The organism is Agrobacterium pusense (assembly GCF_900102105.1).
Lineage (GTDB): Bacteria > Pseudomonadota > Alphaproteobacteria > Rhizobiales > Rhizobiaceae > Agrobacterium > Agrobacterium pusense.
This window is the reverse complement of the sequence record NZ_FNBB01000008.1, coordinates 180,797-194,922: the sequence shown is the minus strand read 5'-3', so window position 1 is coordinate 194,922 and position 14,126 is coordinate 180,797. Positions and strand designations below refer to the sequence as shown.

13 protein-coding genes are annotated in these 14,126 nt (G+C 59.7%); 2 read left to right on the top strand and 11 right to left on the bottom strand.

Annotation, left to right across the window (positions count from 1 at the left end; translation table 11 throughout):
* Positions 1–32 precede the first annotated feature (32 nt).
* The 6 genes from BLU28_RS18285 to BLU28_RS18265 all read right to left on the bottom strand — a co-directional run bounded on the left by BLU28_RS18285 (position 33) and on the right by BLU28_RS18265 (position 7,764).
* A complete protein-coding gene (locus BLU28_RS18285) occupies positions 33–1,325 on the bottom strand; it encodes a GGDEF domain-containing response regulator (RefSeq protein WP_034496256.1) in 1,293 nt (430 codons plus the stop codon).
* Between the two features lie 386 nt (positions 1,326–1,711).
* A complete protein-coding gene (locus tag BLU28_RS26795; protein ID WP_022555915.1) occupies positions 1,712–1,843 on the bottom strand; it encodes a hypothetical protein in 132 nt (43 codons plus the stop codon).
* A gap of 169 nt (positions 1,844–2,012) precedes the next feature.
* Positions 2,013–2,882 (bottom strand): CDP-diacylglycerol--serine O-phosphatidyltransferase, encoded by an 870-nt coding sequence (gene pssA / locus BLU28_RS18280; protein ID WP_004440987.1) that lies wholly within the window; start codon positions 2,880–2,882, stop codon positions 2,013–2,015.
* 24 nt (positions 2,883–2,906) lie between these two features.
* Positions 2,907–3,668, bottom strand: a complete 762-nt coding sequence (locus BLU28_RS18275) for a phosphatidylserine decarboxylase (protein ID WP_153775372.1) — start codon at positions 3,666–3,668, stop codon at positions 2,907–2,909.
* Between the two features lie 101 nt (positions 3,669–3,769).
* A complete protein-coding gene (locus BLU28_RS18270; RefSeq protein WP_077987762.1) occupies positions 3,770–5,656 on the bottom strand; it encodes an ABCB family ABC transporter ATP-binding protein/permease in 1,887 nt (628 codons plus the stop codon).
* Between the two features lie 110 nt (positions 5,657–5,766).
* On the bottom strand, positions 5,767–7,764 hold the full coding sequence (locus BLU28_RS18265; RefSeq protein WP_077987763.1) for a LysM peptidoglycan-binding domain-containing protein: 1,998 nt from the start codon (positions 7,762–7,764) through the stop codon (positions 5,767–5,769).
* Positions 7,765–7,920: 156 nt separating this feature from the next.
* Here BLU28_RS18265 and BLU28_RS18260 point away from each other — a divergent pair, with 156 nt between their 5' ends.
* Together BLU28_RS18260 and BLU28_RS18255 are read left to right on the top strand one after the other, a co-directional pair.
* Positions 7,921–8,541 carry an LOG family protein gene (locus BLU28_RS18260; protein WP_006700139.1) on the top strand — a complete coding sequence of 207 codons (621 nt, stop codon included), beginning with the start codon at positions 7,921–7,923 and terminating at the stop codon, positions 8,539–8,541.
* A gap of 187 nt (positions 8,542–8,728) precedes the next feature.
* On the top strand, positions 8,729–10,489 hold the full coding sequence (locus BLU28_RS18255; protein WP_077987764.1) for a peptidoglycan D,D-transpeptidase FtsI family protein: 1,761 nt from the start codon (positions 8,729–8,731) through the stop codon (positions 10,487–10,489).
* A 52-nt stretch (positions 10,490–10,541) separates the two neighbouring features.
* Here the strand turns inward: BLU28_RS18255 and rarD are convergent, their stop codons facing one another.
* The 5 genes from rarD to BLU28_RS18230 all read right to left on the bottom strand — a co-directional run bounded on the left by rarD (position 10,542) and on the right by BLU28_RS18230 (position 13,920).
* A complete protein-coding gene (gene rarD / locus BLU28_RS18250; RefSeq protein ID WP_034495824.1) occupies positions 10,542–11,450 on the bottom strand; it encodes an EamA family transporter RarD in 909 nt (302 codons plus the stop codon).
* 213 nt (positions 11,451–11,663) lie between these two features.
* Positions 11,664–12,620 (bottom strand): prolyl aminopeptidase, encoded by a 957-nt coding sequence (gene pip / locus BLU28_RS18245; RefSeq protein ID WP_006700141.1) that lies wholly within the window; start codon positions 12,618–12,620, stop codon positions 11,664–11,666.
* Between the two features lie 3 nt (positions 12,621–12,623).
* Entirely contained in the window at positions 12,624–13,082 is a 459-nt protein-coding gene (locus tag BLU28_RS18240; protein ID WP_004441005.1) for a GFA family protein, read from the bottom strand.
* Entirely contained in the window at positions 13,079–13,555 is a 477-nt protein-coding gene (locus BLU28_RS18235; protein WP_077987765.1) for a GFA family protein, read from the bottom strand. Before BLU28_RS18235 ends, BLU28_RS18240 begins: the two co-directional genes overlap by 4 nt.
* A complete protein-coding gene (locus BLU28_RS18230) occupies positions 13,552–13,920 on the bottom strand; it encodes an endonuclease domain-containing protein (RefSeq protein ID WP_060942534.1) in 369 nt (122 codons plus the stop codon). The genes BLU28_RS18235 and BLU28_RS18230 overlap by 4 nt, the downstream gene beginning before the upstream one ends.
* Between the last annotated feature and the right edge of the window lie 206 nt (positions 13,921–14,126).

Below are 14,126 nucleotides of genomic sequence, written 5' to 3'. Positions count from 1 at the left end.
CTCGCTCCCCATGCCTCAGTTCCGGAATAAACTCAGCCGTTCCGCCCGATCTTCTGCAAACCTTCCTGGATCATGATATCGGAATAGACGCGGTTGCGGCCGTTCGCCTTGGCGAGATAGAGCAGCTGATCGGCGGCATTCAACTGGTTGTCGAAGGGCTCGCCCTTCTCGATCTCTACGACGCCGAGCGAAATCGTCAGTGCGAGGCTGCTGCCGCTCAATTGTCGGCCGCTTTTTTCCACATGGGCGCGTAATTCTTCGCAGAACGCATAGGCGGCGTGGGCATCCAGGCCGCGCAGGAAGACCGCGAATTCCTCGCCGCCCAGACGGGCGGGAATGTGGCGGTGCGCGTCGCACTTGTCATGCAGAAGCTCCGCCAGCTTTTTTAGAGCCCGGTCGCCCGCATCGTGCCCCAGCGTGTCGTTGATCTTCTTGAAGTGATCGATGTCGAGGATGGCGACGGCGCCATTTTCGTCATTGTCATTGATAACGTCCATGAGCGCACGGGTGCGCTCGAAAAAGGAGCGGCGGTTTGGCAAGCCTGTCAGATGATCGCGCTCGGCCAGCTCGCGCAGGCGCTTGAGCTGTTTCAGCGTTTCGATGTTGTTGTCGATACGGCACTGCAACTCTTCCGGCACGAAGGGGCGATAGACGAAATCCGACGCGCCCGCTTTCAGGAAGCTTGCTGAAAGCAGCCGGTCCGTGGAGGATGATATGCCGATCACGCGCAGATCCTCCGAGGAGCGGCTGTCGCGAATGCGGCGCGTAAGTTCGTAACCGTCCATATCGGGCATGTGATAATCGGTGATGACGAGCTGGATGGACGGGTCCTGCGCCAGGATTTCCAGCGCGCGATTGCCCGAATGCGCCTCGCTGACCTTGAAGTTCTGCCGTTCCAGAATTTCCACGAGGCCGGAGCGCGCGGTCCGCGCATCATCGACCACCAGAACGGAAAACTGCCTGTTGGTCAGAATCCTGTCGACGGTTTTGACCACCGCGTCGACGGTGCGGTGACCGTCCTTGACGATATAGTCGATGATCTTCTTCTCGGCATAACGCTTGCGCGCCTCCTCATCCACTGTCGCGGTGAAGACGATGGCGGGCACTTTGCGTTCGGAGAGCAGCGCCAGAATTTCACCCTTCGGAGCGTCGGGAAGATTGAGACCCGTCAGCGCCAGCGTGAAATCATGGGCGCGCAGCAGGGTATCGGCCGCGGCCATGCTGTCGCAATGGATTACCTCGGCCTGCGTCTCTTCCGAAAGGCGCGTCTTCAGCAGCATGGACAGAGCAACGGAATCTTCAATCAGAAGGATTTTATCCTGCATGCCGCCCAAGCCCCCCATGGCCGTCTTCATGATGTCTCCACGAAACCTCATTCTTTCGCCACCGCAAGTCACGGTATTGAAAATCTTGGTAACCGCAGAGGACTGAATCTCTAAAGTAGAAAATTTGTAATTTCTCAGTAATTGATGCGAGACTGTCCGTACAGTCGTCTCGTGGAAGTCGAATACTTTAGCATGGTTTTGTTGCAGTCACGTTACACTATAACGGATCGGCTCCATGGTCCGGACCGGAATGGCGCATGACGGCGGCAAAAGAAAACGGCGCCATTCACAGCGCCGTGTTTTGCTCGGTTATCCCGGATTGACCGTCTCCGGTCAGCTGACCTATCACGCGTCGACCTGTCCGATTTAAGAAAAATCGTTTATTTTCAAGCGGTTTTGGCTGCAGGCTTGCGCTTCAACATCAGCGTCGCGGCCGCGACAGCCTTCAGCCCGAGCGGGCGGTAGTGGCTTTTGAGGTCCGGCTTTGCCTGCGGCTGTGCCTTCGTCTCGTTCGTCATTTTCTCTCTCCACAATTCACGCCAAACGCCGTTGCGATGCGTGTGAGCCCCTTCTTTCGCGGCTAATCTTGACGGATTCGAGGCGGAAAACGCGAAGCCGGCCGTTCAGGGTGCGACATTTTGCGCCACGGCGCAAATCGGGGAAGCAAGAAAAATGATACCTGCGGTTTTAAATGCTGCGATCGAGGCCATTGCCGCCATTTCCGTCGTCATGCGCGTCCTCTTCGATCGTCAGCGTACCGTAGCGGCGGTGCCAGAGCCGCGCGCTGATGGGAATGAAGACGAGATAGGCGGCAACGGTGAGAACCAGCACCTCCCAGGTGAAGCTCATCAGCATGGCCACATAGAGAACGACGACGAGGATCATCGGCAGCACGAGATCGCGGCGGATACGGCTTGTGCCTGATTTTCCCGACCAGACCGGGAGGCGGCTGATAAGGAGATAACCGATCAGCACGGTATAGGCGGCAGCGACATAAGCGAATGGCTTGTCCGGCTCGACGCCGAGGAAGCCGAGATAGACCGGCAGCAGCACCAGCATGGCACCCATCGGGGCAGGGACGCCGACAAAAAACTCGTTCTGCCATGGCGCCTTGACCGGCCGTTCGATCATGACGTTGAAGCGCGCCAGGCGCAGACCCGCGGCGATGACATAGATGAGGGCGGCGATCCAGCCGATCGACCGTGCCTGATCGAGAAGATAGGCATAGACCACCAGCGCGGGCGCGACACCGAAATTGACGATATCGGCCAGACTATCCATCTGTTCGCCGAATTTGGACGTCGCTTTCATCATGCGGGCGATGCGCCCGTCTATGCCGTCGAGGAAGGCCGCGAGCAGCACCATGCCAACGGCGAGTTCGAAACGCCCTTCGATGGCCAGCCGCACGCCGCTGAGGCCGGCGCAGATGGCCAGAACGGTGATGAGATTGGGAACAAGCAGGCGAAAGGGAATTTCTCTCAGGCGCGGCCCGCGGCCGCTATCCTTTCTGCCCTCATGTTTTCCGTTCTGCGGCGGTTCGGCGATCGGCGTTTCCATGGCGCATGTCTTTCCTGATCGTCATCAGCCGCGGCGGCTGAGGAGCGGACCCTTGGCGGAACCGAACTCTGCCAGCACGGTCTCGCCGGCGATTGCCGTCTGACCCACGGATACACGCGGCTGGAAGCCTTCCGGGAGGAAGATGTCAAGGCGCGAGCCGAAGCGGATAAGGCCGAAACGCTCGCCGGCATCGACGGGCTCGTTTGGCTTGACCCAGCAGACGATGCGCCGAGCGACCATGCCGGCGATCTGCACCACGCCGACCTTGCCATGCGACGTTTCGATGACGAGGCCGTTGCGCTCATTGTCTTCGGAAGCCTTGTCCACCTCGGCATTGAGAAACAGGCCGGGACGGTAGGCAACATTGACGATGCGGCCGCGGACCGGCGAACGGTTCACGTGGCAGTTGAAGACGTTCATGAACACCGAGATGCGCACCATCGGCTCCTTGCCCAGCTCCAGTTCCAGCGGCGGGATGACGGTCTGTACGGCGGAAACCCTGCCATCGGCGGGGCTGATGATCAGGTCGTCATCCTGCGGCGTCACGCGCTCGGGATCGCGGAAGAAATAGGCGCACCAGGCCGTCAGCACCAGGCCGACCCAGAACAGCGGTTCGGCGATCCAGCCGAGCACCAGCGATGCCACGAAGAAAGCGGCTACGAAGACATAACCTTCCTTGTGGATCGGTACGATGGTGTTGCGAATGGTGTCGAACAGATTCATATGGTTCCTTGCTCCGGTTTTGTCTGTCGCGTCTATATGTGGTCGTGATACGACATGATCCATACGGACGTGCGACAAATTTTGCCTAGCTGGTTACAGCCAAACGGACCGCCCGGCAATGGTCCCCTTGCCATGCGGGGGCCGTTATCAGGCGTTTATGCGCCTCAATGCGCTGGTTCGCCGCGGTCCACGACACCGAGATCGTCGGTTTCGCGAACATGGCGCAGCATCTCTTCTGCCCGGATAGCTTCGCGCTGGCGGCTCCACATCGAGGCGTAAAGACCGTTCTGGGCCATCAGGGATGTATGCGTGCCGCGCTCCGCGATCAGCCCTTCCTTCAGCACGATGATTTCATCTGCGCCGATCACCGTCGAGAGCCGGTGGGCGATGACCAGTGTGGTGCGGTTTTTCGAAACGATATCAAGCGCGCTCTGGATTTCCTGCTCCGTATGCGTATCGAGCGCCGAGGTCGCCTCGTCGAGGATCAGGATCGGCGGTGCCTTGAGGATCGTCCGGGCAATCGCCACACGCTGCTTTTCGCCACCGGAGAGCTTCAGCCCGCGCTCCCCGACCATGGTGGCGTAGCCATCCGGAAGCTTTCCGATGAAGGCGCTGATCTGGGCTGCATCCGCTGCCGCCGTGATGTCTTCGTCATTCGCCGAAGGGCGACCGTAACGGATATTGTAGGCCAGTGTATCGTTGAACAGCACCGTATCCTGCGGAACCATGCCGATGACGGAACGGAGGCTCTTTTGCGTCACGTCGCGGACATCCTGCCCGTCAATCGTGATCGCCCCTTCCTGGATATCGTAGAAACGGTAGAGCAGCCGCGAGATCGTTGATTTTCCTGCACCCGAAGGCCCGACAATGGCAACTGTCTTGCCCGCCGGCACGTCGAAGGAAATGCCCTTCAGGATCGGTCTCTCGGCATCATAGGCAAAATGCACGTCGCGGAACGAGATCGCGCCGGGACCGGCGGCGAGCGGCGTCGCACCCGGCCTGTCGGTAACCTCGGCTTCCACTTCCAGAAGCTCGAACATCTGCTCGATATCGGCGAGGCCCTGGCGGATTTCGCGATAGACGAAACCGATGAAATTGAGCGGCACGGAAAGCTGCAGCAAAAGTGCATTGATGAAGACGAAATCACCGATCGTCTGTTCGCCGCGCTGCACGGCAAGCGCCGACATCACCATCATGACGGTGGAGCCAAGGCCGAAAATTACACCCTGGCCGAAGTTCAGCCAGCCGAGTGAGGTCCAGATCGAGATCGCCGATTTTTCGTAACGCGCCATTGCGACATCGAAGCGCTGCGCCTCCATCTCTTCATTGCCGAAATATTTGACGGTCTCGAAATTCAGCAGCGAGTCGATTGCCTTGGTATTGGCATCGGTGTCGCTGTCGTTCATCGCGCGGCGGATGGAGATTCGCCAGTTGCTGGCCCGGACAGTGAACCAGATATAGGCCCAGACGGTGATGACCGTGACGAGAACGTAGGAAAAGCCGTAGGACGCCCAGAAGATGATTGCCGTCAGCAGGAATTCGATGAAGGTCGGTGCGGTGTTGAGGATGGTGAAGCGGACAATGGTCTCGATGCCCTTGGTGCCACGCTCGATAACCCGCGAGAGCCCGCCGGTCTTGCGCTCCAGATGGAAGCGCAGCGAAAGCCGGTGCATGTGTACGAATGTTCTGTAGGCCAGCTGGCGGACCGCGTGCTGACCGACGCTGGCGAAAAGCGAATCGCGCAGCTGGTTAAGCCCGACCTGTATCAGCCGCGTCAGATTATAGGCGATGACAAGGGCGACCGCGCCCAGCAGGAAGACCGGGACCAGCCCCGCCATATCGAGCCTGCCATTCAGCGCGTCTGTCGCCCATTTGAAGAAATAGGGGACGGAGATGAGGACCAGCTTGGCGACAACAAGGTATACGGTGGCCCAGACCACCCGCATCTTCAGATCCCACCGCCCCTCCGGCCACATATAGGGCCAGAGATTGATCAGCGTCTGGGTGGGATTGCTGGAATCCGCAGAAATGGTTTTTTTCTTCGTGGCCATCATACTCTCCGGTCACTGCCGGAAGCCGACAGCATGACGGCGGCTTTGGTCAAGCCGCCGCGCGCGTCACAGATAGGATCGTTGCGGATTTACCGCAACGGTTCAGTTGCTCAAGAGCCACCTTTCAACCGCTTGCGGTGAAGTTCTTCCGCATTCGGCAGCGCCTCTTTCGGCACGCCGAAAATCTGGCCGGGCTCGATCAGGTCAGGGTTTTTGATCTGGTCCTCATTGGCGAGATAGATCGTGGTATAACGGACGCCCTGACCATAGACGCGGCGCGAAATCTGCCACAGCGTGTCACCACGGCGGATGATGACGCTGTTCTGGCTTTCGGCCAGCGGCGCCTGCTCGAAGGTCTGCGGACCGGCTGGCGCCTGTGGCGCGGGAGCGGGCGGCGCGGTGATGTGGAGTTCGGCAAGCCTGCTGGCCAGCGAAGCCAGCCCCTTGCCGATTGCCGCCACGTCATTCGGCCAGGCTTCGACCGAGGTCAGCAGCTGGCGCGCCTTGGCGGCGATGTCGCCGGCGAAGGCTGTGAAGTCCGGCTCGGTGGCTGCCGCGGTGCGGAACTCCGAAAGCGATTTCAGCGCGATCACCACGGCAGAGCGGCCGGCTATTGCCTGATCGAGCGCCGGTGTCGCCTGGTCCCTGTAGAGATTGGAGAGGATGCCGAAGGCCTTGGCGACATCGGTGCGCAGCTTTTCGAAAGCGGCGCGGTCGCTTGCCGTGCTCTGGTTTTCGGCCGGCACTGCGGTCGTTGCCGCTGACGAAGAAGCAGACGGCGTCTGCATCGCGACGGTTGCCTGGTCGGTCTGCGGCCTTTCGAACGGAACGCGCACGCGCACTTTCGCGGTGCCGTCGGCATTCAGCTCCTCGACGGTGATGATGTGGCTGCCAACGGCGAGATCGACGTCACCTTCGATGACAAAATGCCCGGACGCTTCCGTCGTGGCCTTGCCGATTTCCCTGTCATCGACCAGCGCGCGAACCGTCGAACCGGCGGGCGCGGAACCCGCGACGAAAATCTTTGATCCCTCGAACTCGACGGCAGTGACCTGGACGCTCGACGTCAACGGAGCGGCGGCAGCGGCCGCGCCGGCAAGCGGTACGGAGGCCGCATTGGCGTTGGTCGCAGCCGTTGCCGCAGGCTGTTGTGATGGCGTTTGCGGCTGAAGCGACGGAGGGGCCGCCTCCGGCATGGCGAGGACCCGGCTTGCCTTGCCGGGCTTTGAAACCATGGCCAGAAGCTCGCCGGCCTTGCCTTCCGGAACGGAAACCGTCGCCACTTCCTCAGACTGCGTCGCCTTGCCGGCGGTATCGGTCGAACGCAGCACCAGTTCATGGTCGCCGGGCGGCAGGGGATTGTCGAAAACGGCTGCGAAATCGCCGGAGCCGTCGATCGTTGTCTGGGCGACGACCTTGCCGTTGCTCAGGATTTCAAGTTTCGCACCCGGCTGCGCCTTGCCGGCAACAACCGCCGAACCATCAGGCTCGACGCGCAGGACGTCGAAAGTCGGCGCGCCGGAAGAGGTCTGCGCGGCATCGGCTGGCGCCGCCGCCGGCTTCGCCGCTTCGGGCGCGCCATCGTCGGTGCCGGCGAAGACGCCCGCGAGACGACGCACCTGCGCCGCCGCTGCCGCCGCATTGTCAGGCAGGCCGCGCAGGAAGGCCGTGGTGCGCTCGGCGGCGGTGCGGGCCGTGGTGATGAGACGCGACGTCGTTTCATCCAGCGACTCGGGAATTTCGATATTCGTCAGTTCCTTGAGCGAGGTCTCGACCTTCTTGCGCGCCGCTGCGAAATCGGCGTCAGAGGGAACCTTGCTGTCGGCGAAAAGCGTGGTCAGATCCTTGATCGACTGTGTGGCGGAAGCCGCCAGACGGCCGACCTTGTCGGCGATATTGGCGGTTTCTTCTGCCGCATCGGACAGGATGTCGCCCGCCTTGTCGGCGCCCATTTCCACGCTGTTCTTCACGGCGTTGCCCGCCTCGTTGATGGCGTCGCCGATCGGCTTGCCGTCGTTTGAAATCCGCGGCAGGACGAAAAAGATCATGAGCAGGGATGCAATCCCCAACACGATCAGCGCCAGCAAACCGGCTTTATTGTTTTTCATCCTGGGTGCTCCGGATAATTCAAGCTTTTCACACGAGTTGAGATTGCTAGCGTCTTACCTTGCGCCAGACAAGCGGTGAGTGGCCAAAAGGCCATATTTGCAAGGGATTTCCCAAATTTTCTTGACGTGTCGCATCGCACATAGTTCCTTCCCTTCATGACGGACAAAAATACAGCGATTCGATCCATCTGCGTTTATTGCGGCTCCCAGCCCGGACGTGATCCCGCCCACATGGAAGCAGGCCGTGCGCTTGGGAAATCCATTGCCGAAAACGGCATTCGCCTGGTTTATGGTGGTGGCACCAAGGGCATCATGGGCGCAGTTGCCAGCGGCGTTCTTTCCAATGGCGGCGAAGTGACGGGCATCATACCGGAATTTCTGGTCGACATGGAGGCAACACGCCATTCTCTCGGACAATTGAACGAGCTTGTCATCACCAAGGACATGCACGAGCGCAAACACATGATGTTCGAGCGCTCGGATGCTTTCGTCACCCTGCCGGGCGGTGTCGGCACGCTGGAAGAGATCGTGGAGATCATGACCTGGGCGCAGCTCGGCCGTCACGCGAAGCCAATGGTCTTTGCCAATATCAACGGTTTCTGGAACCCGATGCTAGAACTCGTGCAACATATGCGCGACCAGGGCTTCATCCACCGTGCGCATCTTCTCAATCCGCTCATCATTGACGAGGTGAAGGACATCGTCCCCGCCATCATCGACCGCGCGCTGGCCCAGCAGAACCCTGAAGGCGACCCTTCGGTGATTTCGCGCCTGTAGGCCCGGCGATTGTTAACGGCCGCTCGGGCGGCTCGTTACAATTTTAAATGTATATTAATATAGATTTAACGGCGGCATCCTTCCGCCCGTCCTTTTCGTGGCCCGGCGACTGATCCTGTGTCACCGTTTCCCAGGCGTTGGTTATCGCGGAATTTTGCTCCGCCGCCTCGGGTGGGTGTCATCGGCAATGATTGCTTTCGTGATGCGGCTGAAGAGCCGGACGCATTTCATTATCAAGAGAAACCCGCTGCGGGGCAGGGAGGTCGTGTTCGGTTCGGTCGCCCGCCGCCGGGCGGAGGCAAAGACGCGGCTTGCGATCGTCATCGCTGTCTTCATTGCGATTTACGCCGTCGCCGCGGCGCGCCTCGTTCAATATGGGCTTGCCGAACCCGTTTCCACCGCATGGATCAATACCGGCGTCAACGCCATCGCCTCACGGCCTGACATCGTCGACCGCAACGGCACGCTTCTGGCGACCGATCTCAACATGGTATCGCTTTATGCGGATCCGCGCAGGATCGTCGATCCGGACGAGGTGGTGGAAAAACTCGCGACCGTTATTCCCAATCTGGACTGGCGCGAGACGCATCGTAGATTGCGTTCGGATACAGGCTTCCAGTGGTTGCGACGCCAGCTGACACCGCGGCAGCAGGCGGATATTCTCAATCTCGGCATACCGGGTATCGGTTTCCGCCCGGAAAAACGGCGGTTTTATCCGGGCGGCCCAACCGCTTCGCATATTATCGGCCACGTCAATGTCGACAATCAGGGTCTCGCCGGCATGGAGCGTTACCTGGACCAGCAGGGGCTGGCCGATCTGCGCGCTGTGGGTCTTGCCAGCGGCACGCCACTGGAACCGGTGCGGCTGTCCATCGATCTCAGGGTACAGAACATCGTTCGCGACGTGGTCGTGAAGGCGAAAAGTGCCTATCAGGCCGAAGCCGCCGGTTCGGTGATCCTCGATGTGGAGACGGGCGAAGTGCTGGCCATGGCTTCCGTCCCGGATTACGATCCGAACGAACCTTCCCGCACCCTCGCTGATGGCAGCGTCGACAAGGAGTATGAAAAAGGCTGGTTCAACAGGATGAGCAACGCCACCTTCGAGATGGGCTCCACATTCAAGAGCTTCACGCTCGCCATGGGTCTGGATGCCGGGGCGATTACGCTCAATTCGGTGGTGGATGCGTCGCGGCCGATCCGCATGGGCGGCTTCACCATCAGGGATTTCAAGGGAAGAAACCGGCCGCTCTCCATTCCGGAAGTGTTTCAATTTTCATCGAATATCGGCACGGCGGCGGTGGCTGACAGGGTCGGTGTCGAGGGCCATCAACAATTCCTGACGAAGCTTGGTCTGCTGACCAGAATGGACACGGAAATGCCCGGCGTTGCCACGCCGACCCAGCCGAGAAACTGGAAGAAAATCAATTCCGTCACCATCTCCTTCGGCCATGGCGTTGCTACCACTCCGTTGCAGACGGCGGTGGCCGCTGCAGCCCTTATCAATGGCGGAAGCCTGATCTCTCCGACCTTCCTGCCGCGTTCGAAAGAGGCTGCGGCATCGCTCGCGCGCAGCGTCATCAACGACAGGACGAGCGCCGACATGCGTTACCTGTTCAACTGGAACGGCATCAAGGGTTCCGGCCGTGGCGCACAGGTGGAGGGGTTTCATGTCGGCGGCAAGACGGGGACGGCAGACAAGGTGATCAATGGCCGTTACGCCAAGGACATCAATTTCAACGCCTTCGTGGCCGGTTTTCCCATGCACAAGCCGAAATATGTCGTGCTGACCATGATCGATGCGCCAAGGACCGGCGTGAATGGCGGCCGCACGGCAGCCTCGACAGCGGCCCCCATGACGCGCGAGATCATCGCCCAGACGGCGGGCCTTCTGGGTGTCAAACCGCGCTTCGGCTATGAGGGAAACCCGCAATTGCTGGTGGATTACTGACGCCTGGCTACCTCACTCCTGTTTCAGGGAGCAGGAGTGAGAAAGGATTTGGTCATCGCTTGAGCCGCAGCAGGCTTGAGCCGGTGTAGATCGCAAGCGCCACCCAGATCATTGCGAAAGCCGCCAGACGCACCATGTCGAACGGCTCCTTGAAGACGAAAATGGCTATCAGGAAGATCATCGTCGGCGCGATATATTGCATGATGCCGATGGTGGAGAGCTTCAGCAGTTTCGCACCATTGCCATAGAGAATGAGGGGAACGGCGGTGATGAGACCGCTTGCCGCCAGAAGCCAGGTATCGGCGGAATTGCCGCCCATGAAATGCGCCTGTCCGCTGAACGCAAGCCAGATCATGACCAGCACGGCGGGAATAGACAGCAGCATGACTTCCAGCAGGAAGCCCTGCGTCGCGCCTATGGGCAGGGTTTTGCGGAAAAAGGCGTAAAAGCCCCAGGAAACGGTGAGCGCGATGGAAACCCACGGCAGGCTGCCCGCATGCCAGGTGAGGATGGCCACCGCAACCGCCACGAGGCTGATGGCGGCGATCTGCGCCGGATAGAGTTTTTCCTTCAGCAGTACGGCACCGAGGAAGATGCTGAACAGCGGATTGATGAAATAGCCGAGCGCGGCATCAAGTGCGCGGCCCGCGCCGATCGACCAGATGTAGACGCCCCAGTTGATACTGATGAGCGCAGCCGTAAGACTCGCCATCGCAAGCATCTTCGGACTTCTCAGCGCCGTACGGATTTCAGCCGTGCGCCCGAGCACGATCAGCACCACCGCTGCGATCGGCACCGACCAGACGACGCGATGCACGATGACCTCGATCGGTGAAATATGTGCAACCGCCTTCATGTAGAAGGGCAGGAAACCCCACAAAAGATATGCGGAAAGCGCGAAAGCAAAACCGCGCGCGCTGTCGCCGCCCTCTTGGGCTGGAAGCGTTTTGTCGAGTGCCATGGGAGTACCGCCAATTGTTCGGATGGCGTTTTATAACGGATCGGCACAATGGCGGCCAATTCATTTCCGTGAAGGGTTCATGAGAAAAACTGCATGAATAAAAGGCGCTTTGCCTTTCAAACGTGCTGATCAGCGCCGGGTAAATGATTCCCGCAGGAAACCCCTGCGTGAATCATCATCTTATCCTGCCGCCACAACGTGCTGAAATAAATACTATTTTCCGGCAAAACGGTCGTTAGCGCGGATCAGCTGGTCGAGAATGCCGGGCTCGCTCATCGCATGTCCCGCGGCCTCGATAATGTGGAAATCCGCGTCCGGCCATGCCTTGGCCAGCTGCCAGGCATATTTCAGCGGGCAGGGCATGTCGTAACGTCCATGCACGATGACACCGGGAATATTCCTGAGCTTGCCGGCATCGCGCAGCAATTGTCCTTCCTCAAGCCAGCCGCCATTAACGAAGAAGTGGTTTTCGATGCGGGCGAAGGCAATCGCGTATTTGTCTTCACCGAAATCCTCGACGCGGTCGGGATCGGTGACGAGTGCAATGGTCGCGCCCTCCCATTGGCTCCATGCTTTCGCGCATTCCAGCTTCTTCGTTTCGTCAGTGCCTGTGAGATAGCGATTATAGGCCTGCATCATCTCGCCGCGTTCGGATTCGGGAATGGGTGCGATGAATTTTTCCCATTGATCCGGATAGATTTCAGAGACGCCGAACTGGTAGTACCAGTCGAGTTCCGGCCGGGTGACGGTGTAGATACCGCGCAGGACCAGTTCGCTGACGCGGTCCGGATGGGTTTCGGCATAGGCGAGCGCCAGCGTCGAACCCCAGGAGCCGCCGAACACCAGCCATTTCTCGAAGCCGCAGAGTTCACGCAGTCGTTCAATATCGGCAACCAGATGCCATGTGGTGTTGGCTTCGAGTTCCGCGTGTGGCGTGGAGCGACCGCAGCCGCGCTGATCGAACAGGATGACATCGTAAAGATCGGGATCGAATACCCGGCGATGGGTGGGGTTTACCCCGCCGCCCGGGCCCCCGTGCAGGAAGACCGCCGGCTTAGCGCCGCGTGTGCCCACCCGCTCCCAGTAGATCGTGTGGCCGTCACCCACGTCGAGCATGCCGGTCTCGAAGGGTTCGATCTCTGGATAAAAGCCGCGCAGTTCTTCAGTCATGTTTTATCGTTCCTCAGGCGGCCATTCGGCCGTGTCATGATCCGGATGTTGGTAGGAGGTGATCTCGGCCTCATCGACGCCCTGTTCGACTGCCGGTTTGGCGAAGAGCTGCTCGATCCACGGCATACGCTTGTGGATGTTCACCTGCACCTGCGGCTCTATCTTCTCGGGATGGTCGAAAGCGCCGATCGCGATCTCCACGCCGCCGGGATAATGATAGGTCAGCGGTGTGCCGCACTTGTTGCAGAAACCGCGATGGATTTTCTGCGACGAGCGGAAGAGGGCAGGCTGGCCGCGTGTCCAGGTCAGATGTGCCTGATCGGCAGTCACAAGTGCGCCAAAGAAATTGCCGAAATGTTTCTGGCACATGCGGCAGTGGCAGATGGAGGCCCTGCCGAGCTTACCCGCATGGAACCGCACGGCGCCGCACTGGCAGCCGCCGGAAAAACCCGTTTCGCTCATTGTCTGTTCTCCGGTGGCCAGTTTTCGGTGTCGTGGTCGGGGTGCTGATAGGAAACGAGATTGGCAAGGTAGTCCACCTGCGTCAGGTCGTCCTCGGTCGCAACGGCGGGCAGGGTGTGGAGGCTGTCGACAAAATCGATCTTCCGTTCCACGCCCCACTGGATGGTTGGCGGCAGCGCGGCGGGATCGTCGAAGGCGCCGGCCGCCACCGCAATGCCATCCGGGGCCTCATAGGTTAGCGGCGTGCCGCATTCGGGGCAAAAGCCGCGCTTCACGACGCTGGAGGACTGGAAGCGTTTCGGCTCGCCGCGCGTCCATTTGAACTCCACATTGCGAACTGAAACCAGTGGCGCGTAATAAGCCCCGAAAGCCTTCTGGCACATGCGGCAGTGGCAGATGGAACTGTCTTTCAGGTCGCCAGTGGCGCGAAAACGGACCGCGCCGCATTGGCATCCGCCGGTATATGTCGTCATCTTCGGTCCTCCCGGATCGTTCTGATAATGTGGAGACAGACATTATCTAAGTCTGTGAGGACCTCGTGGTTCCAGAAGCGGAGGATGGTCCAGCCGTCTTTTTCAAGCCGCACGGTTCTTTCATGATCGTAGTGTAATGCTGCCTCGGATGTATGTTGAGAGCCATCGATCTCGATAATAAGTCGATGATCGGAACAGGCGAAATCGACGATAAAACCGGCAATCGGCATTTGTCTACGGAAACTCAAGCCTTCCAGGCGATGGGCGCGAATTGCGTTCCAGAGTTTCAGCTCGGCATCCGTCATTACTTTCCGCATTTGCTTCGCGTATTTGCGATGCATTGGGTCTACATCTGCATGCGGCATGATCTGGCTCGCCGTTTAGTGCCTCGCCTTAGATTGGTTGAGGGAACTTAAAATCGCAAGCGTATTGTGGTGGGCGAGGATACCCCCCTCTGCCCTGCCGGGCATCTCCCCACAAGGAGGGAGATCGGCATGACGCGCCTGCGTCGCTCCATTTCGACCGAAGAGAAATGCCGGGGCCTAACAACGAGTCGATCTCCCCACCTGTG